Annotated in this window: 13 protein-coding genes; 5 read left to right on the forward strand and 8 right to left on the reverse strand. The window is 64.6% G+C overall.

Annotated features, from left to right (window positions below; genetic code table 11):
* Positions 1–5: 5 nt before the first annotated feature.
* From glgC to MJ601_RS02505, 4 genes are all read right to left on the reverse strand, one after another.
* The gene (gene glgC, locus MJ601_RS02490) at positions 6–1265 is read right to left on the reverse strand and encodes a glucose-1-phosphate adenylyltransferase (protein WP_242122995.1); all 1260 of its coding nucleotides are present in this window, start codon (positions 1263–1265) and stop codon (positions 6–8) included.
* 50 nt (positions 1266–1315) lie between these two features.
* The gene (gene glgB / locus MJ601_RS02495) at positions 1316–3478 is read right to left on the reverse strand and encodes a 1,4-alpha-glucan branching protein GlgB (protein ID WP_242122996.1); all 2163 of its coding nucleotides are present in this window, start codon (positions 3476–3478) and stop codon (positions 1316–1318) included.
* A gap of 18 nt (positions 3479–3496) precedes the next feature.
* A complete protein-coding gene (locus MJ601_RS02500) occupies positions 3497–5965 on the reverse strand; it encodes a glycogen/starch/alpha-glucan phosphorylase (protein WP_242122997.1) in 2469 nt (822 codons plus the stop codon).
* 86 nt (positions 5966–6051) lie between these two features.
* A complete protein-coding gene (locus MJ601_RS02505) occupies positions 6052–7251 on the reverse strand; it encodes a serine hydrolase domain-containing protein (RefSeq protein WP_242122998.1) in 1200 nt (399 codons plus the stop codon).
* 123 nt (positions 7252–7374) lie between these two features.
* On the opposite strand from MJ601_RS02505, the gene MJ601_RS02510 reads away from it, so the two are divergent.
* The 4 genes from MJ601_RS02510 to MJ601_RS02525 all read left to right on the forward strand — a co-directional run bounded on the left by MJ601_RS02510 (position 7375) and on the right by MJ601_RS02525 (position 14594).
* Positions 7375–7887 carry an RNA polymerase sigma factor gene (locus MJ601_RS02510; protein ID WP_242122999.1) on the forward strand — a complete coding sequence of 171 codons (513 nt, stop codon included), beginning with the start codon at positions 7375–7377 and terminating at the stop codon, positions 7885–7887.
* A gap of 55 nt (positions 7888–7942) precedes the next feature.
* Positions 7943–8884, forward strand: a complete 942-nt coding sequence (locus tag MJ601_RS02515; RefSeq protein ID WP_242123306.1) for a FecR family protein — start codon at positions 7943–7945, stop codon at positions 8882–8884.
* On the forward strand, positions 8868–11309 hold the full coding sequence (locus MJ601_RS02520; RefSeq protein WP_242123000.1) for a TonB-dependent receptor: 2442 nt from the start codon (positions 8868–8870) through the stop codon (positions 11307–11309). The genes MJ601_RS02515 and MJ601_RS02520 overlap by 17 nt, the downstream gene beginning before the upstream one ends.
* A gap of 90 nt (positions 11310–11399) precedes the next feature.
* On the forward strand, positions 11400–14594 hold the full coding sequence (locus MJ601_RS02525) for an autotransporter outer membrane beta-barrel domain-containing protein (RefSeq protein ID WP_242123001.1): 3195 nt from the start codon (positions 11400–11402) through the stop codon (positions 14592–14594).
* A 148-nt stretch (positions 14595–14742) separates the two neighbouring features.
* Here the strand turns inward: MJ601_RS02525 and MJ601_RS02530 are convergent, their stop codons facing one another.
* The 4 genes from MJ601_RS02530 to gatC form a co-directional block, all read right to left on the reverse strand.
* Positions 14743–15627: a hypothetical protein gene (locus MJ601_RS02530; protein WP_242123002.1), complete on the reverse strand. Its 885-nt coding sequence runs from the start codon at positions 15625–15627 to the stop codon at positions 14743–14745.
* Positions 15628–15679: 52 nt separating this feature from the next.
* Positions 15680–17182 (reverse strand): Asp-tRNA(Asn)/Glu-tRNA(Gln) amidotransferase subunit GatB, encoded by a 1503-nt coding sequence (gene gatB, locus MJ601_RS02535; protein ID WP_242123003.1) that lies wholly within the window; start codon positions 17180–17182, stop codon positions 15680–15682.
* A gap of 96 nt (positions 17183–17278) precedes the next feature.
* Positions 17279–18763: an Asp-tRNA(Asn)/Glu-tRNA(Gln) amidotransferase subunit GatA gene (gene gatA / locus MJ601_RS02540; protein ID WP_242123004.1), complete on the reverse strand. Its 1485-nt coding sequence runs from the start codon at positions 18761–18763 to the stop codon at positions 17279–17281.
* Positions 18763–19050, reverse strand: coding sequence for an Asp-tRNA(Asn)/Glu-tRNA(Gln) amidotransferase subunit GatC (gene gatC / locus MJ601_RS02545; RefSeq protein WP_242123005.1), 288 nt, complete (start codon positions 19048–19050; stop codon positions 18763–18765). Before gatC ends, gatA begins: the two co-directional genes overlap by 1 nt.
* Before the next feature lie 99 nt (positions 19051–19149).
* Here gatC and MJ601_RS02550 point away from each other — a divergent pair, with 99 nt between their 5' ends.
* On the forward strand, positions 19150–20268 hold the full coding sequence (locus MJ601_RS02550; protein WP_242123006.1) for a DUF3089 domain-containing protein: 1119 nt from the start codon (positions 19150–19152) through the stop codon (positions 20266–20268).
* The last annotated feature ends 2 nt before the right edge of the window (positions 20269–20270 follow it).

Genomic DNA, 20270 nt, shown 5'->3' on the forward strand with positions numbered 1-20270 from the left:
ATCGTTCAGTCCACCAGCCGTTCGATCATATATTGGGTGATCAGCGTCACGCCGCTTTCCGTGCGGCGGAACCGCTGGGCGTCATGGTCCGGATGCTCCCCCACGATCAATCCCGGCGGGATGATGACGCCGGAATCCAGCACACATTTGTGCAGCCTCGCGCCGCGCCCGATCATGCAGTTGGGCATGACGACGCTTTCCGTGACCGAGGAGAAGCTGTGCGTCCGCACGCCCGAAAAGAGCAGGCTGCGATGCAGTGATGACCCCGACACGATGCAACCGCCCGCGATCAGCGAAGAGGTGGCGGAACCGCGCCGCCCATCCTCATTATGGACGAATTTGGCGGGCGGCGTGACCTCCGAATAGGTCCAGAGCGGCCAGCTTCGATCATAGAGGTCGAGCGAGGGCACCACGTCGGTCAGGTCGATATTGGCCTGCCAATAGGCATCGATGGTGCCGACATCACGCCAATAGGGAACCGGTTCGCTCTCCGCACGCACGCAACTGCTGGAGAAGCGATGCGCGACGGCCTTTCCGTTCCTGACGATATGCGGAATGATGTCACCGCCAAAGTCACGCTTGCTGTTCGGATCACTGGCATCGCGCCGCAGTTCGTCGATCAGGAAACGGGTGCGAAAGACATAGATGCCCATCGACGCCAAGGCGGTATCCCGCCTTCCCGGAATGGAGGGCGGATTTTTCGGCTTTTCCACGAAGTCGGTGATGACATCCCGCTCATCGACATGCATGACGCCGAAACCGCGCGCCTCCTTCACCGGCACTTCCATGCACCCGACCGTGACGTCAGCGCCGCTGTCGACATGCTGCTGGAGCATCAACTCATAGTCCATCTTGTAGACATGGTCGCCCGCCAGAATGACCATATATTCAGGTGCATAGCTTTCGATGATGTCGATATTCTGGAACACGGCATCGGCCGTCCCTTCATACCATTGGCTTTCGGAGACGCGCTGGCTGGCGGGCAGGATGTCGAAGCTCTCATTGCGTTCGGGCCGCAGGAAGTTCCAGCCGCGCTGGAGATGCCGGATCAGGGAATGCGCCTTATATTGGGTGGCGACGCCGATGCGGCGGATGCCGCTGTTGAGTGCATTGGAGAGCGCGAAATCGATGATCCGCGCCTTCCCGCCAAAATGAACCGCGGGCTTGGCGCGCTTGTCGGTAAGTTCGCCCAGGCGGCTGCCGCGTCCCCCCGCCAGGACATAGGCCATGGCGTCACGGGCGATCGGCTGGTGTCTATGCTGCATCGCCCTTTTCTCCTCATGCCCGCGAACGTCTGGCTTGCCGTCCGTCGGTTTCAATAGTCCAGTTCCAGCATCAACGTGCCGAAGGGCGGAATGGTGACATTGGCCCACCCTTCCTCATCGGCCGTGACGATTCCCATATTCCCCGCGCCGCTGCCGCCATATTCGAGCGCGTCGCTGTTCATGATTTCGCGCCAGCGCCCGGCACAGGGCAAGCGCATCCGGTAGCCGTGGCGCAGCAGCGGCGTGAAATGGCTGACGATCAGGATGGGCGCCGATCCTGGCGCGCGACGGACCCAGGCGAAGACGGAATCGGCAGCCGCGTCCACCAGCACCCATTCAAACCCCTCCGCCTCGCAATCGCGGGCGTGCAGCGCGGCGCGGGACCGGTAGATGCGGTTGAGGTCGCCGACCAGCAATTGCACCCCCTGATGCGGCGCATGGTCGAGATGATGCCAGTCGAGAGAGCGTTCTTCGCTCCATTCGTCCCGCTGCGCGAATTCCTGCCCCATGAACAGCAGCTTCTTGCCCGGATAGCCCCACATCATCGCGTAATAAGCGCGCAAGGTGGCGAATTTCTGCCAATCGTCGCCCGCCATCTTGTGCAGCAGCGACGATTTGCCGTGCACCACCTCGTCATGGCTCAAGGCCAGCACGAAATTTTCGGTAAAGGCATAGAGCAGGCCGAAGGTGATGTCGTCATGATGATGGGCGCGGTGCACCGGATCGCGCGCCAGATAGCGCAGCGTGTCGTGCATGAAGCCCATATTCCATTTGAACCCGAAGCCGAGGCCTCCCTCATGCACGGGGTGCGACACTTTGGGCCAGCTGGTCGATTCCTCGGCGATCGTCATGACGCCGCCATGGGTGCCGTAAAGCGCCTTGTTCATCTGCTGGAGGAACTCGACCGCCTCCACATTCTCCCGCCCGCCATGCTTGTTGGGAATCCACTCCCCCTCCTTGCGGGAATAATCGAGATAGAGCATCGAGGCGACGGCATCGACGCGCAGCCCGTCGACATGATAACGCTCCGCCCAGAACAGCGCGTTGTTGACCAGGAACTGCGCCACCTCCCGCCGTCCGAAATTGTAGATCGCCGTATTCCAGTCGGGGTGGAAACCCTTGCGCGGGTCTTCATGCTCGTACAGCGCGGTGCCGTCGAAGCGCGCGAGACCATGGGCGTCGGTCGGGAAATGCGCGGGCACCCAGTCAAGGATGACCCCTACCCCGGCGCGATGCGCGCCGTCGACGAACCGCGCGAAACCGGCCGGATCACCGAAACGCGCAGTCGGCGCATAGAGGCCGGTCGTCTGATAGCCCCAGCTGGGATCATAGGGATATTCGCTGATCGGCAGGAATTCGATATGGGTAAAGCCCATGCCGACCACATAGGGGATCAGGCGGTTGGCCAGTTCATCCCAACTCAGGAAATCGCCATGGTCGTCACGCTGCCATGACCCGGCATGGACCTCGTAGATGGAAATGGGCTCACGGCGCGGATCGGTCCTTTGCCAATGGACGCGGTGCCGCTCGTCGCCCCAGCGATGATCGGGAACGCCCGCCACGATCGACGCCGTCGAGGGCCGCAGTTCCGACTGGAAAGCAAAGGGATCGGCTTTCAGGGGCAGCATCTCGCCATTCGGCCCGATAATCTCGAACTTGTAGGGGCTGCCCTGTCCCACTTCGGGCAGGAAGACTTCCCATACGCCCGCATCCCGCCGCCGCCGCATCAGTCCCCGGCGGCCATCCCAGCGATTGAAGTCGCCAACCACCGAAACACGTCTCGCATTGGGCGCCCAGACGGCGAAATGCGTGCCCGCGACGCCTTCATGGGCCATCAGATGCGCGCCCATCTTGTCGAACAGGCGGGCATGGGAACCTTCGGCAAAGAAATAGTCGTCCATCGGGCCCAGCACCGGGCCGAAACTATAGGGATCGATCAGCCGATATTCGCCGCCATCGGCATAGGTGGCATGATAGCGCAGCGGCTGCCGCTTTCGGATCGACACCTTGCCGAAGAATAGTCCGCCCTCCCCCAACGGTGCCAGCGTTCCTACAAGCTTGCCATCCAGCCGGTGTGCCGTGACCTTAACCGCTTCGGGCAGCAGCACGCAGGCGGTAAAACCCTTTTCCTCCGAATGCACGCCAAGCGTCGCAAATGGATCATCCTCGCGTCCTTCCAGCAGCCGTGCGATCTGTTCCGGGGTCAATCCCACCCTGTTAACGGCCTCCCCTCAAACCGGCACCTTCCAGATGTCGGTTGCATATTCTTTTATCGTACGGTCGGAGGAAAACCAGCCCATGCGCGCAACATTGTGGATCGCCTTCCTGGCCCAAAGCGCCTGATCCCGCCACATCCCATCCACCCGGCGCTGGGCGGCGGAATAGCTGTCGAAATCGGCCGCCACCATGAACCAGTCATGGTCGTAAATGCCCTGGACCAAATCCCGGTAGCGGTTGGGATCGTCGGGCGAAAAGACGCCGCTGGCAATGGCGTCGAGCGCCTGCCCCAGTTCACGGCTCTGGCCGATGACATCGCGGGGCACGTAGCCCTGCGCCCGCCGTTCATTGACCTGGGCGGCGGTAAGGCCGAAGATCACGATATTCTCGTCACCCACATGCTCGCGCATCTCGACATTGGCGCCGTCGAGCGTGCCGATGGTCAGCGCTCCATTGACGGCGAACTTCATGTTGCCGGTGCCCGAAGCCTCCATGCCCGCCGTCGAGATCTGTTCCGACAGGTCGGCCGCAGGGATCATCATTTCCGCCAGCGACACATTATAATTGGGCACGAACTGCACCTTCAGCAGCCCCTGCACCGCCGGATCGTGATTGACGGCGCGGGCGACGTCTCCGGCCAGCTTGATGATCAGCTTGGCATTATGATAGCTGGGCGCCGCCTTGCCGCCGAACAGCTTGACCCGCGGCACCCAGTCCTTTTCCGGATGCGAGCGAATCTGGTCGTAGAGCGACACCGCCTCGATGATGTTGAGCAATTGCCGCTTATATTCGTGGATGCGCTTGATCTGGATATCGAACAGCGCCGCCGGATCGATCCGGGCATTGACCCGCTGGCGCAGGAGATCGGCCAGGGCTGCCTTGTTCGCCCGCTTGACCGCCACGAACTTCTCCTGAAATCCGCTGTCGTCGGCAAAGCGATCCAGGTCGCGCAGCGCTTCGGGATCGTCCATGAAGCGGTCGCCGATGGCCTCCCGGATCAGTTCGAACAGGCCGTGGTTGCACTGCATCAGCCAGCGGCGGAAAGTGACGCCGTTGGTCTTGTTGTTGATCCGCGCCGGATAGAGCCGGTGGAAATCGGCGAACACCGTTTCCTTCATCAGTTCGGTATGCAGCGCCGAGACGCCGTTGACGCTGTGAGATCCGGCGAAGGCCAGATTGCCCATCCGCACCCGCCGCTCGCCGCCCTCGTCGATCAGCGAGATGGCGCCGATGGCGTGATCGTCGAACTGGCCGGACTTGCGCGCTTCGCCCAGCAGGCGGCTGTTGATGGCGTAGACGATCTGCATGTGACGCGGCAACAACCGCTCGAACAACGGCACCGGCCAGCTTTCCAGCGCTTCGGGCAGCAGCGTGTGGTTGGTGTAGCTGAAGGTGCGGCGGGTGATATCCCACGCCTCGTCGAAATCGATGCCGTGATTGTCGAGCAGGATGCGCATCAATTCAGCCACGGCAACAGCCGGGTGCGTGTCGTTGAGCTGGATCGCGGCCTTGTCCGCCAGCGTGCGGATGTCGCCGAAATATTGGACGTGCCGCCGGACGATGTCCTGCAACGATGCGGAGGAGAAGAAATATTCCTGCCGCAGCCGCAGTTCCTGCCCCGCCGGAGAGCTGTCCGCCGGATAGAGAACGCGGGTGAGCGCCTCCGCCCGGTTGCTCTCGGTCAGCGCGCCCAGATGGTCGCCAGCATTGAAGCGGTCGAGCAGGATCGGGTCGATCGGCTGCGCTTCCCACAGGCGCAGCGTGTTGACCCGCTTGCCGCGCCAGCCCGCGATTGGCGTGTCATAGGGGGTCGCGATCACGCGTTCGGCGGGTCGCCAGCGCATCTGGTGCGGGCCGGCATCCTCGCTCTCGGAAGGATCGACGCGGCCGCCGAAGCCGATCTCGTAACTCGCCTCGCGCCGTTCGAATTCCCAGGGATTGCCGTGAGTCAGCCAGGTTTCGGGCAGTTCCACCTGCCAGCCGTCCGAAATCTCCTGCCGGAACATGCCGTTCACATAGCGGATGCCATAGCCATAGGCGGGTACGTCGACGGTTGCCATGGACTCAATGAAGCAAGCCGCCAACCGCCCGAGACCGCCATTGCCGAGCGCGGCATCGGGTTCCAGCGCGGCGATGATGTCGATGTCGACGCCCAGCGAACTCAGCGCCGCCTGCATGTCGTCCAGCATTTCCATGTTGGACGCGGCATCGCGCATCAGCCGGCCGATCAGGAACTCCAGGCTGAGATAATAGACCCGCCGCCCCTGTTCCTCGTAGGTTTTCTGGGTGGATTGAATCCATGCATCGATCACCCGGTCGCGGATCGCCAGGATCACGGCATGCAGCCAGTCATGCGGTTTCGCAGCCGTGGCGTTCTTGCCGATCCGATACGTCAGCCGCTCGACGATTTCATGAGCGAGGACATCCGGGTCGACCTGCCTGGGAGCAGGCTTGGGAAGCGTGGTCTGGCCTTTGAGGTTCATGCGCGTGCCCCTTTTGCCTTCGAGTCTGGAGGGGATGATTGCACGCACCAGAAAGCTCGCCAACAGCAAATTTTGCAGCGCAGCAATTATTTCCCCCGGCGCTCCACCACCGCCTCGCGAATGGCGGTTCGCAGTTCCCGGCGGACGGGGTAGATGTTCGACGGGAAATGCTGGGTCATGAAGATGCCGATCAGCCGCTCCACCGGATCGATGAAGAAGAAGGTGGAGAAGACCCCGCCCCAGAAAAACTCCCGCGTCTTCAGATCGGTCGCCAGGCCGAGGCCGAAGCCGACCCCCGCATAATCCGCTTCGCTGAACAGGGAGGAGGACAGGCTGGCCAGATCGGCCCCGCCGGGCAGATGATTGGCGTGCATGGCGGCAACCGTCTCCGGCTTCAGCAGCCGCGCGCCGTCCAGTTCCCCGCCCCGCAGCAGCATCCGGGCAAATCGGTGATAGTCCGCCATGCTGGAGAGGAGGCCGCCGCCGCCCGACCGCAGCCGCAGCGGCCTGCGCCACCCGCTCCGCGCGCCCCGGTCGTAAAGCGACAGCGCGCCGTCAACGCCCAGTTGCCAGGCATCGGTCATCCGCTCCACCCGGTCCTCGGGCAGTTCGAAAAATGTGTCCGCCATGCCCAGCGGAGCGAAAATCCGTTCGCGGAAACAGCTTTCCAGATCGAGGCCGCTCAACCGTTCCACCACCACGCCGAGCACATCGGTCGAGACGGAGTAATTCCATCGCTCGCCGGGCGAGAATTCCAGCGGCAGCGAGGCCAGCGTCGCGATGAATTCGTCCGGGCTGCGCTTCTGCTGAAATTCGTCCAGTCCCAGTTCGCGATAGCGGGCGTCGATCGCCGTCTGCCGCTGCAGCCCATAGGTCAGCCCCGATGTGTGCCGCAGCAGATCGATCATCAGCATGGGGCGCTGGAGCTGGCCGCCGGTGCCGACTTGAAGCCGCGCAAATTCCGGCAGCACCTTCGCCACCGGATCGTCCAGCGCGACCAGCCCCTGCTCGACCAGCATCATGAAGGCGACCGACGTCACCGGCTTGGTCATGGAGGCGATGCGGTAGAGCGCGTCCTCGCCCAACGGTTCGCCCGTCGCGCGGGCAACGCCGCTGCGGGCCGAGACGACCGGCTGCCCGTCCCGCGACACCAGCAACTGCATGTGCGGCAACCTGCCCGGCTCGACATAGGTCCGGTGCACATGCTCCACCAGGGCATCCAGCCGCGCGGCGTCCATGCCCACCGCCCGCGCTGCCGCCACGTCCGCCTGCCCTGTCAGCCCCATATCGTCTCCTGCCGGTGTCCGCCTCTGTTAGAACAGCCGCTTGGCCGTTGCCAACACCCCCTCAGGGCCTTTATGGCAGGCCCCCGACCCTTCGCGCCTGACCTTCTGGATCCATCCCGTTTCATGGCTACCGGCCTTTCCGCCATCTTCCTGCAAAATCGCCCGGCGCTGTTGCGTTTCCTGCGCGCGCGCGGTGCCGGGGAGGATAGCGAGGATCTGTTGCAGGACATGTGGATGAAGCTGGAAGCGAAGGATCTCGGCCCGGTCGCCGATCCCCTGCCCTATCTCTACCGCATGGCGAACAATCTGATGCTGGACCGCTACCGGTCCGCCACCCGGCGCGAACGGCGGGAACAGGATTGGGCGGAGGGCGCAGGCGGCGTCATGGCCGACCCGTCCGAGGATATCGCCATCGACGATCGCCTGATCCTCAACCAGAGGTTGGAGGAGGCCCGCGCCGTCCTTCGCTCGCTCGGGCCCCGCGTCGAGCTGGTGTTCCGCCGCTTCCGCATCGAGGGGGTCGGGCAAAGGACGATCGCGGAGGAACTGGGCGTCAGCCTCACCACCGTGGAAAAGGATTTGCAAAAGGCCTATCGAGCGATGATCGCCCTCAAGCGGAAAATGGATACGGAATGAGGAGCACGGCGGCGTCTCGCTCGACAAGGGGCATGACATGAACGGGGCTGGAGCCATGATGAACGAGGAGGCGCTCGGGTGGGTCATCCGCACGCGCGATCCCGAATTTGCCGATTGGGAGGCTTTCACGCAGTGGCTGGAGGCGGATTCCGGCCATGCGGCAGCCTATGACGCGCTGATGATGGCGGATGCCGGCCTGGCCGATATCCTGCCGGATGGAGCCGCGACGATCGCAGCCCCCGCCAATGATCCGGGCCAGCGCGGCTGGCGGCCGGTGCGCTGGCGCGGGAGCTGGATTGCCGCAGGTGCGGTGGCGGCCGTGCTGGTGGCCGCCATTTCCATCGGCGTCATGAACCGCGCCGATATCTACAGCGTCACGACCAAGCCCGGCGAGACCCGGACCATCGCACTGGACGATGGCACCAGGGTCGAGATGAATGGCGGCACCACCATGCGTTTCGACCGTCACGATAGCCGTTTCGCCGCCCTGGACAGCGGCGAGGCCGCCTTCATGGTGCGGCATGACGGCTCCAAACCCTTTCGCGTGACCGTGGGCGATGCCGTGTTCGAGGATGCCGGGACGGTCTTCAATATCGTCCATAGCGGCCATGCGACCCGTATCGGCGTGTCCGAAGGCAAGGTGATCTACAATCCCGAAGCCGAGGCCATCGCCCTGCCCGCGGGCCGCGCCCTCAGCGATGATGAGAGCGGTCTGCGCGTCATGGACATCGCCGCCGATGCGGTCGCGAGCTGGCGTCACGGCCGCCTGACCTATGCCAATGTTCCGGTGACGCAGATCAGCGCCGACATCGCCCGTTCGCTGGGCGTGCGGCTGACCGCGACGCCGGGCGCCGGAACCATGCGCTTTACCGGCACGATCCGGCTGGACCGCGATCCGGAGCGCTTCTTCGCCGGTGCCGCGCCGCTGATGGGGCTGACCGCCGTCAAGCAGGGCGACGGCTGGCTGTTGAAGGAGGGGGATGGCCCGCCACGCTGAGGTCCTTTTCGTCACCGCCCTCGCCATAGCGGCCGCCTCGCCCGTGCGGGCGGCGGATAGACAGGAAATCAGCATCGCCCCGGGACGGCTGGGCGAGGCGGCGATAGCGCTCGGCCGTCAGACCGGCGCCAGCATCGGCATGTCCGACCAGTCTCTCGCCGTCATCGCCACCCCTGCCATCCGGGGCCGCCTGTCGGTGGAAGGCGCGCTCAGGAAGCTGCTGAAGGGCAGCGGTGCCCATGTCCGGCGGATCGACGCCAACACATGGCGGATCGTGCGGGGCCAGACGCCAAGGGAACAGCCGCGCACCGCAACCGCCATGCCCGCCCCCGCGCCGGAAGTGGAGCAGGAGCCGGCCGACATCATCGTCACCGCCTCCAAACGCGACACGCCGCTGCCCCGCTATGCAGGGATGGTGGATGGAATCGGCGACAATGGCTTTACCAGCAGCGAGGCGGCGGGCGGCACGGCGAGCCTCATCTTCCGGGTGTCGAGCCTCAGTTCCACCCATGCGGGCACCGGCCGCAACAAGCTGTTCATCCGCGCCATCGCCGATTCCGGCGTCGCCGGACCGACGCAGGCGACGACGGGCCAATATCTGGGCGACATGCGGCTGAACTACGCCGCGCCCGACCCGGACCTCCGGCTCTACGACATGCAGGGCGTCGAGGTGCTGGAAGGACCGCAGGGCACGCTCTACGGCGCCGGATCGCTGGGCGGCATCGTGCGCATGATCCCCAATGCGCCCAATCTGGCCGCCGCGGGCGGACAGATATCGGCGGGCGTCAGCGCGACCCAGCATGGCGACCCCGGCGGCGATCTGGCGGCGACGATCAACCTGCCGATAGTCGCGGAGAAGATCGCGTTGCGCGTCGTCGGCTATGGCGTGCAGGAAGGCGGCTATATCGACAATGAGAATCCCCTGTATCGCAAGAATGACGTCAACCGCACCCGCACCTATGGCGGCCGGGCGGCGCTGCGTTTCGCGCCGGACGAGGACTGGACCATCGACCTCAACGGCGTCTACCAGCGGATCGAGGGCGAGGACGCCCAATATGCCGCCAGGCAGATCGGCAGGCTGAAACGCGCCTCCGCCCTCGCCCAGCCCTATTCGTCCGAATATGCGCTCGCCAATCTGCGGGTGGAGCGGCAATGGGACGATCTGCGCTTCGTGTCCTCCACCGGTCTTGTCCGCAACATCCTGTCGGAAAGCTACGACGCGACCCAGCCGGACGGGCCGCCATCCCTGTTCCGGCAGAGGAACAAGGTCGGCATCTTCTCCACCGAAAATCGCATCGTCCGCGATCTGGACAATGGCCTCGGCTGGATATTGGGCGCATCCTATCTGGAAAGCACGTCGGACATCCAGCGCTCGCTGACCAGCTATGGCACCGCCGCGGTCCAGCCGCAGGTCATTCCCGGCGTTCCCATGTACGGCAGAGGCATGCCCGCGACATCGACCGGGGTGCGCAACCGCATCCGCGAGGCGACGCTGTTCGGCGAAGCCTCCTTCGAGCCGATGAAGGGCCTGATCGCCACGATCGGCGGGCGCCTGACCAACAGCCGCCTCAGCGGCGAGGCGCTGGACCCCATCGACCTGTTGTCGGCCAGCGCGATCGCACGGGCGGAAGCGCAGGCGAACCGGAACGAGACCATCTTCCTCCCGTCCTTCTCCCTGCTGACCGATGCGCTGCCGGGCATGACGATCTATGCCCGTTTCCAGCAGGGTTTCCGGCCCGGCGGACTGGCGGTGGACGACCAGCATATCCAGCGTTTCCGCAACGATCGCGCATCGACCATCGAACTGGGATTCCGCAAGGGCGTGCCCGGCGTCGATCCGATCGCGCTGACCGGCAATATCGCCCATACCAGATGGAGGGACATTCAGGCCGACGTCACCGATCGCATCGGCATCCCGACCACCGCCAATATCGGCGACGGGCGCATCTATACGGTGGAGGCACGCGTCGCCCTGCACCCCGTTGCCCGGCTGACGCTGGACGGCAGCATCATCTACAATAACAGCCGCCTCATCCGCCCGGCCCAGTTCGTTCGCCTCCTCTCCTACGAAGGGCAATCGCTGACGCTGCCCAATGTCGCCAATCTGGGCGGACGCATCGGCTTCGACTATCGCGCCCCGCTGGGGGACGACATGAATTTCCACCTGAGCGGATCGGCCCGCTATGAGGGCAAGTCGCAGCTGGGGGTCGGACCGATATTGGGGCGCACCCAGGGCGATTATGTCGATACCGCGCTCAGCGCCAGCCTGACGCGCGGCCGGGTGCAATGGTCGCTCACCCTCGCCAACCTGCTCGACAGCAGCGGCAACCAGTTTTCACTCGGCACGCCGTTCGACCTGCGCGGCGATTATGTGACGCCGCTTCGTCCCCGCACCGTCAGGCTGGGCCTCGATTTCGCCTTCTGATCCCGATCGGCCTGACGGAACGGGCGCTTCGGCGCCGTCTCCCGCCCATACGCGCCTCCAAGAAACGGCGCGATCCGCAGAGGAGACATCATGCGCAACCTACTGGCCTGCACGGCCATCGCTCCCGTTCTGGTCGCACTGACAGTGGCCGACGCGGCGGCGGAAACGACCATCAGTTCCTCCACCACCACCGCCGTCAAGACTTCCACTGCCGCGAGCGGCTCTGCCGATGACGTGACCGTCAGTTCCGCGGGATCGATCACGCTGACCAGCGGCACGGCCATCACCCAGGACAGCAACAACAATGTCAGCAATGCGGGGACGCTGACGATCACCGATGCGGATGGATCGACCGGCATTCTCGCCGCGCCAGGGACGACAGGCACCATCACCAACAGCGGAACCATCGCGGTGACGGAAAGCTATACGGCGACCGACACCAACAGCGACGGCATCCTGGACGGGGTGTTCGCGCAAGGATCGAGCCGCAACGGCATCTGGGTGCAGTCCGGATCGGCGCATAGCGGCGACATCACCAACAGCGGCACCATCACGATCAAGGGCAACCAGTCGGCGGGCATCCGCATCGATGCGCCGCTGACGGGCAATCTGTCCACCACCGGCACCATCAGCGTGCTGGGCGACAACAGCTATGGCATATTGGCCAACAGCGTCAGCGGCAATGTGAGCCTGCAAGGCACGACCAGCGTGACCGGCGCCAATAGCGTCGGCGCGGCGCTGCAGGGCGATATCGGCGGGAAACTGCAGATCCTGGGCACCATCATCAGCACGGGTTATCGCACCACCGCAAGGCCGACCGACACCAGCACTCTTTTGGCCGCCAATCTGCTGCAGGGCGGATCGGCCATGACGATTTCCGGCAATGTGGCGGGCGGCATCGTCTTCGATTATGTGGCTGCGTCGACGACCACCGACAGCAGCGGCACCACCACAACCACCGCGGCTACCACATCCTCCGTCCTCACCTATGGCGCGGCTCCGGCCGTGCAGATCGGATCGGCGACCAATTCGATCAGCATCGGCGCCGTCTCGGGCGAAAGCTCCGGATACGGCCTGATCGTCAAGGGCGGGATCGCGGGTTATGGCATTTACGATGGGGTGGACGCCAACGGCCTTGTCGTCGGAGGGCTGGGCGGCGACGTCTCGCTGACCCAGGGCCTGCTGGTTTCGGGCACGGTCGGCGCGGTATCCTATGACAGCAACGCCACCGCGCTGCGGCTGGGCAGCGGCACCACCGCCGATACGATCCAGATCAGCGGCGCCGTGGGCGGGACCGGGTCGAGCCTGGCCGGGACATCGGCGCGCGGCCTGGTGATCGACGCCGGCGCGACCAGCAGCACCGTCATCAACAGCGGCACCATCTCCGCCCGGGCACTCAGCACCACGGTCGGGACGGCCATCGCCTTCGTGGATTCCTCCGGCACGGTTTCGACGCTCTCCAATTCGGGCAGCATTTCCGCTACTGGCGGCGTGTCGAACATCGCCATCGACATGTCGGCGAACAGCAGCGGGATCACGCTGACGCAGGCGCAGGCATCCTCCTCCTCGACCGTGCCGTCGATCACCGGCGACGTGCTGCTGGGATCTGGCAACAACAGCATCACCGTTTCGGCGGGCAGCATCACCGGCAATGTCGACATGGGTTCGGGCAGCAACAGCCTTGCGCTGTCGGGCTCCTCCTCCCTCACCGGCAATGTCTCGATGGGAGGCGGCGGGGCCAGCGTCAGCCTGGCGGGCACGTCGCAGATCACCGGCGACCTCGACCTGGGCGGCGGCGCTTCCACCCTCACCCTGTCGGACAGCGCGGCGTTTAGCGGGGCGATCAGCAATGCGGCCAATACGGTCGTCGTGGTCAATGGCGGCACGCTGAATGCCACCAATACCGGCACGGTGGCGCTCGCTTCGCTCACCATGGGGGGATCGTCCGTCCTTGGCGTCACCATCGATGGGGCGAACGGCAAGAACACGCTCTACGATGTCGCGGGCGCGGCGACCTTCGCCAGCGGATCGCAGGTGAAGGCGACGTTCACCACCGTGGCGGGATCGGAGGGCGACTATGTCATCGTCCGCGCCGGGTCGCTGAGCGGTGCGCCGGTGCTCTCCAGCACCACGCTGATCCCCTACATGTTCGACGGCAGCGTCAGCAGCGACAGTTCGACCGGGGAAGTCACCCTTTCGATCAAGGCCAAGACGGTGTCGGAACTGGGCCTGACCGGATCGCAGGCGCGGGCCTATAATGCGATCTTCAACGCGCTGGACAATGACAGCGCGGTGGCGGGCTCCTTCCTGTCGGTCACTGACGGCACTACGCTGAAGGCCGACCTGCAGCAGATGCTGCCCGAACATGCAGGCGGCGCGTTCGAAGCGGTGACGGCGGGTTCGCGTGCCACCGCCCGCATCCTGTCGGACCCCGGCGGCATCTACCGCACGGTCGACGGCACGCTCGGCTTCTGGCTGCAACAGGTGGGGTTCGGCAGTTCCAAGAGCGTCGGCGACACCGATTCCTACCACATCAACGGCTGGGGCATCGGCTCCGGCGCCGAATATCTGACGGGCCTGGGCGCCTTTGGCGGGTCGTTCGCCTATATTCACGGGACCAATTCCTACAATAGCGGCAACAATTCCGTCGATTCCGACCAGTTCGAACTGGCTGCCCACTGGCGCGGCGATTTCGGCCCCTTCCAGAGCTATGCGCGGCTGTCCGCCGCCCATATCGCCTTCAGGGGCATTCGCCATTTCGAAAGCGGCGATGTCGTCCGTACCGCCGACGGCAGCTGGTCGGGCAAACTCTATTCGGCAATAGCGGGCGGATCCTATGAGTTGCGCTTCAACCGCTTCACCCTGCGCCCGGCGGCGGGCATCGACTATTACCGGCTGAACGAGGGCGGCTATAGCGAAACCGGTGGCGGGGACGCGTTCGACCTGATCGTCGACAGCCGGACCAGCGATGAACTGACCGCCAACGGCAATGTGACGCTGGGCTATGATTTCGGCAGCCTCGACCGCGAGAATGGCTGGATGCGGTTCGAACTGGAGGGCGGACGGCGCCAGATCATCGGCGGATCATTGGGCGATACGACGGCGCATTTCACCGGCGGCGAGGACTTCACCCTGATCGCCGACAAGCGCACCAGCGGCTGGACGGGCCGGGCGCGGCTGACCGGCGGCAACGAAAGTTTCCGTGTCGGCGGCGAGGTGGGCGCCGAGCAGCAACAAAATCATGTCGCCCTGTCATTACGGGCGACGGTAAACTTCATCCTGTGACGTCTACCCGATGAATTGGCGGGCCTCACCCCACAGACCCTCCCGGCCCGCCAGTCGGCCATGACATCAACCCCGTCCCCACGGAGTCATGGCACCCATGGAAGGGGCGCTGCCTTACCCCGGCAGCGCCCCTTTTTCCTGTTCCCGCTCAGGGCCGGATGGCGAAATCGAAAATCCTCGCGCCGCCGGTGCCGCCGCCCCACATGCCGGGACCGGAGCCGGTGCTGACCGAATAGAGGAAACCATATTCGCCCGCCTGCAGATCGGCCCTGGGCATCACCTTGAACACGCCGGGCGCCACCTGCTCATAATCGAAGGCGATGCGGTCCTTGTCCATGACTCCGGACTTGGCGCCGCCCAGGTTCATGCTGCCCACGCGGGTTTCGCGACGATCCTTCTTGACGTCGAACTGCACCAGGCTGAATTCGTTGGGCGATGTGATCGCACTCGCCGGTCCCGCCAGCCAGAGCGAGGGCGCCCCGGCCTGCGACAGGCTGCGATTGGCTTCATCGAAATAGAAATAGAAGACCGGCCGCCCCCTGCCCGCCGCGACCCGCGCACTGACGTTGGGAATGACCGCCTTGATGCTGAGCGAGGCGATGCCCCCGGTGAAGGCATAGCCCAGAATGCCGCCGGTCTTGCTCTGGTTGGAGATGGTGGGGTCTATCCGGGCCATCCGCGCGGGCTGCGCGCCGTCCATCAGCATGTAGATGCCGGAAGGATGCGGCACCAGCGGATCGGGGGAGTCGGCCGACATCGCCGCCTTCGAAGAGGTGATGCCCTGCGATCCCGCCTCTATCATCGCGGCGATGACGGGGCCGGATACGCCGCTTTTCTTGAGCGCGATCAGATCGTCCGTCGAAAGCCTATATTGGGCGGGCGAAGCCTTGATCTTGGCGATGACCGCCTCATCGCCCAATCCGGCGCTGACGAGCGCCACGACGCTGTCGTTGTTGAGCGTCTCTGCGCGCGCCGCCACGGACGCCACGCATGCCGCGAGGCACAGCCCCACGGACAAAATCCCCCTGTTCATGTCCACCCCCCCCTGAAAAAGGCCCGGCATCCCCATGCCGGGCCTGCATCCCTTAACTCAAGGCCTTTTTGATGAGTTCGTTGACGACCTGCGGATTGGCCTTGCCCTGCATGGCCTTCATCGTCTGGCCGACGAAGAAGCCGAACAGTGCTTCCTTGCCCGCCCTATACTGTTCGACCTTGTCGCCATTCTCGGCCAGCACCTTGGCCACCGCCGCTTCGATCGCGCCGGTATCGCTGGTCTGCCTGAGGCCCTTTTCCTCGACGATCTGCGGCGCGCGACCGCCGGTTTCGAGCATGATCTCGAACACCTGCTTGGCGATGGTGCCGCTGATCGTGCCGTCCGCGACCAGGGCCAGCAGTTCCGCGCCCTCTTCGGGACCGACCGGGCTGTCCTCCAGGCTCTTGCCGAGGCGATTGAGCGCGCCGTACAGTTCCGACAGCAGCCAGTTGGCCGAAGCCTTGGCGACCTCGCCCTCGCTCTTCTTCTGGATGCGCGCACCTTCGGCCAGCAGCGCCTCGAACCAGCGGGCGGTGTCGGCGTCGGCGGTCAGCGTCGCGGCATTATAGGCGCTGAGGCCCAGATCCTTTTCATAACGGCTGCGCTTGGCATCGGGCAGTTCGGGCAGCGACTGGCGGCATTCCTCCAGAAAAGCATCGTCCAGGTCGAGCGGCAACAGGTCCGGATCGGGGAAATAGCGATAGTCATGCGCGTCTTCCTTCGACCGCATAGAGCGCGTTTCATTCCTGTCCGGATCGTAGAGGCGTGTTTCCTGCACCACCTTGCCGCCAGCCTCCAGCACATCGACCTGACGGCTGGCTTCATGCTCGACCACCGCCATGACGAAGCGGACCGAATTGACGTTCTTGGTCTCGGTGCGGGTGCCGAATGCCTCACCGGGCTTGCGCACTGAGACGTTCACGTCGGCGCGCATCGATCCCTGATCCATATTGCCGTCACACGACCCGACATAGCGCAGGATCGTCCGCAGCTTGGACAGATAGGCCCCGGCCTCGGCGGGCGAGCGCATGTCGGGCTTCGACACGATTTCCATCAGCGCCACGCCAGAGCGGTTGAGATCGACATAGGAGCGGGTCGGATGCTGGTCGTGCATCAGCTTGCCCGCATCCTGCTCGACATGGATGCGCTCGATGCCGATCACCTTGGTGCTGCTGTCCGGGTTCTTTTCGTCCAGCGTGATCTCGATCTGCCCTTCGCCCACCAGCGGGTGGTAGAGCTGGCTGATCTGATAGCCCTGCGGCAAGTCCGCGTAGAAATAATTCTTGCGGTCGAAGCGCGACCATTTGTTGATCTGCGCATCGATCGCCATGCCGGTGCGCACCGCCTGGCGGATGCACTCGCGGTTGGGCACGGGCAGCATGCCGGGCATCGCGGCATCGACCAGCGACACCTGCGTGTTCGGCTCCGCGCCGAAAGCGGTAGCGGCGCCGGAAAAGAGCTTCGCCTGGCTCGTCACCTGCGCATGGACTTCCAGGCCGATCACGACCTCCCACTCGCCGGTTGCGCCCTGAATGCGATAGGTTGATTCAGTCATATCTTCACACCGTCATCCCAGCGAAGGCTGGGATCTTTCTCATATGTCGTGCCACGCAGCCTGAGATGCCAGCCTGCGCTGGCATGACGGAACTGATTACCACCACTTGTCCGGCCGTGCCGTGAAGCCCGCGCGTTCTTCGATCGCGAGGCCCGCGTTCAGCACGGTCTGCTCGTCCAGCGCCTTGCCGATGATCTGGAGACCCAGCGGCAGCCCTTGCGCGTCCAGCCCGCCCGGCACCGCCATGGCAGGCAAACCGGCGAGCGACGCAGGCACCGTGAAGACGTCGTTCAGATACATGGCCAGCGGATCGGCCTGCTTCTCGCCCAGCGCGAAGGAGGCGCTGGGCGCGGTTGGCGTCAGCAGCAGGTCGCACTTTTCGAAAGCCAGATCGAAATCGCGGGAAATCAGCGCCCGGACCTTTTGCGCCTGCGTATAATAGGCGTCGTAGAAGCCCGCCGACAGCACATAGGTGCCGATCATGATGCGGCGCTTGACCTCCGGGCCGAAACCGGCGGCGCGGGTGGCGGCATACATGTCCTGCAGGCCAGCACCATCGGGCAGGTCGCGCTGGCCATAACGCACGCCGTCATAGCGGGCGAGGTTCGAGGACGCCTCGGCAGGCGCGATGATATAATAGGTCGGCAGCGCATATTTGGTATGCGGCAGCGACACTTCCACCACCTCGGCGCCGGCGTCCTTCAGCCATTCGATGCCGCGATCCCACATGGCGGAGATTTCGGCATTCAGGCCATCAGGGCGATATTCCTTGGGAATACCGACCTTCTTACCCCTGAGATCGGACGACAGATTGGCTTCCCACTGCGGCACGGCCAGGTCGAGCGAGGTCGAATCCTTGGGGTCGAAGCCCGACATGGTTTCCAGCAGGATCGCATTGTCGCGCACCGTTCGCGCCATCGGCCCGGCCTGATCGAGCGACGAGGCGAAGGCCACGATGCCCCAGCGCGAGCAGCGGCCATAGGTGGGCTTGATGCCCGAAATGCCGGTGAAGGCGGCAGGCTGGCGGATCGAGCCGCCGGTGTCCGTGCCGGTCGCCGCAGGGCAGAGCCGCGCGGAAATCGCCGCCGAAGACCCGCCCGAGGAACCACCGGGCGCCAATGCGGCATTGTCACCGCTCCCGCGCCGCCAGGGCGATATCACATTGCCGAAATAGCTGGTCTCGTTGGACGAACCCATGGCGAACTGGTCGAGGTTGAGCTTGCCCAGCATGCCCGCGCCCGCATCCCACAGCTTCTTCGAAACGGTGGACTCATAGGTCGGCGTGAAGCCTTCCAGCATGTGCGAAGCAGCGGTGGTCTGCACGCCCTCGGTGCAGAACAGGTCCTTCATGCCGATCGGCACGCCCGAAAGAGGTTTGGGCGCCTCACCGGCGGCCTTTGCCCTGTCGGCGGCGTCGGCGGCTTCCAGCGCCCTTTCCGGGGTTTCGACGATGAAAGCGTTCAGCGCCTTGGCGGCAGCGACATTGGCATTGAACGCCTGCGCCACTTCGCGCGCCGAAAAGTCGCCCGCGCGGAAACCGTCGCGGATTTCCGCGACCGTCAGATCAGTCAGATTGCTCATTATTCGATCACCTTGGGCACCGCGAAAAAGCCATGTTCGGCCTGCGGCGCATTCGCCAACACCTTGTCGCGGACATTGCCGTCAGTGACGGCATCGTCCCGCAGGCGCAGATGGTTGGGGATGACGGCCGTCATCGGCTCCACGCCGGTCACGTCCACCTCGCCCAATTGCTCCACCCAGCCAAGGATGTTGTTGAGTTCCGGCACCATCGCCTCGGCTTCGGCGTCGGTCACCGAAATGCGCGAGAGGCTGGCGATCTTCTTTACGGTCTGAAGGTCTATCGACATGGCCCCGCCGCTACCATCGGCGCCCATGGGCTTCAAGTCCTTGCGCGCAAGATGCGCTTGCGCCAGACAGAAACAGTCCACCATTTTGGAGAGCGATTGTTGGCCCGCAAGTTCCTCTATGTCGTCGCTGGCCTGATCGTGCTGGTGATCGCGGCATTGCTGGCCTATCGCATCTGGGGGATGCAGCTGATCCGCATGGTGATGGTGCCGCGCGAGGGTTTCACCCAGATCGCCCCCATGCCCGCCAACGCCTATGACAATCCCAAAATGTGGATCGCGCGGCCCGACATCACAAAGGACAATCCCGCCCTTTGGACCCCGGAGGGCGTGAAGGACGCGCCGGTGCCGGAAAAGGCCGCTATCTTTTTCATCCACCCGACATCCTACATTACCACGCTGGGCGACGCGCACTGGAACATGCGCCTCGACGACAGGGAAGCGCTTGCGACGGCCCGCCGCTTCGTTCAGCATCAGGCCAGCGCCTTCAATGCCGTGGGCGCGATCTGGGCGCCCCGCTACCGCCAGGCCAATTACGGCGCCTTTCTGACCGACAATCCCGCGGGCGACCAGGCCCTTGCCGCCGCCTATCGTGATGTGGACCAGGCCTTCGCCGCCTTCCTCAAGGCCAATCCCGACGGCCCGCTGATCCTGGCCGCCCACAGCCAGGGTTCGCGTCACCTGCTCCAACTGTTGAAGAACGAGGTCGCGGGCAAGCCCGTCGCCGACCGGATCGCCGCCGTCTATGCGGTCGGCTGGCCGATTTCGGTCGAGGCCGACCTGCCTGCGCTGGGCCTTCCCGCCTGCGCCCGCCGCGATCAGTCGCATTGCGTGGTGAGCTGGCAGAGCTATGCCGAACCGGCCGATCCTTCCCCCGTGATCGAAAGCTTCGAGCGCAAGCCGAGCTTCACCGGCCAGCCGCACAAGGGCACGCATATGCTCTGCACCAACCCCATAACCGGCGCCTTCAACGGCGCGGCGCCCGCCAGCGCCAATCGCGGCACGCTGGACGCCCGCGAGCAGGACAAGTCGCCGCGTCTGGTGCCCGGCATCGTCCCTGCGCGCTGCGACACCAGCGGCGTGCTGATGATCGGGGAGCCGGTGGACATGGGGCCGTTCACCTTGCCGGGCAACAACTACCATGTATATGACTACGCCCTGTTCTGGGCCGATGTGCGCGAAGACGCAAAGCAGCGGCTCGCCGCCTTTCTGAAGAAATAAGC

The organism is Sphingobium trunci (genome assembly GCF_022664535.1).
In the GTDB taxonomy this organism is placed as follows: domain Bacteria; phylum Pseudomonadota; class Alphaproteobacteria; order Sphingomonadales; family Sphingomonadaceae; genus Sphingobium.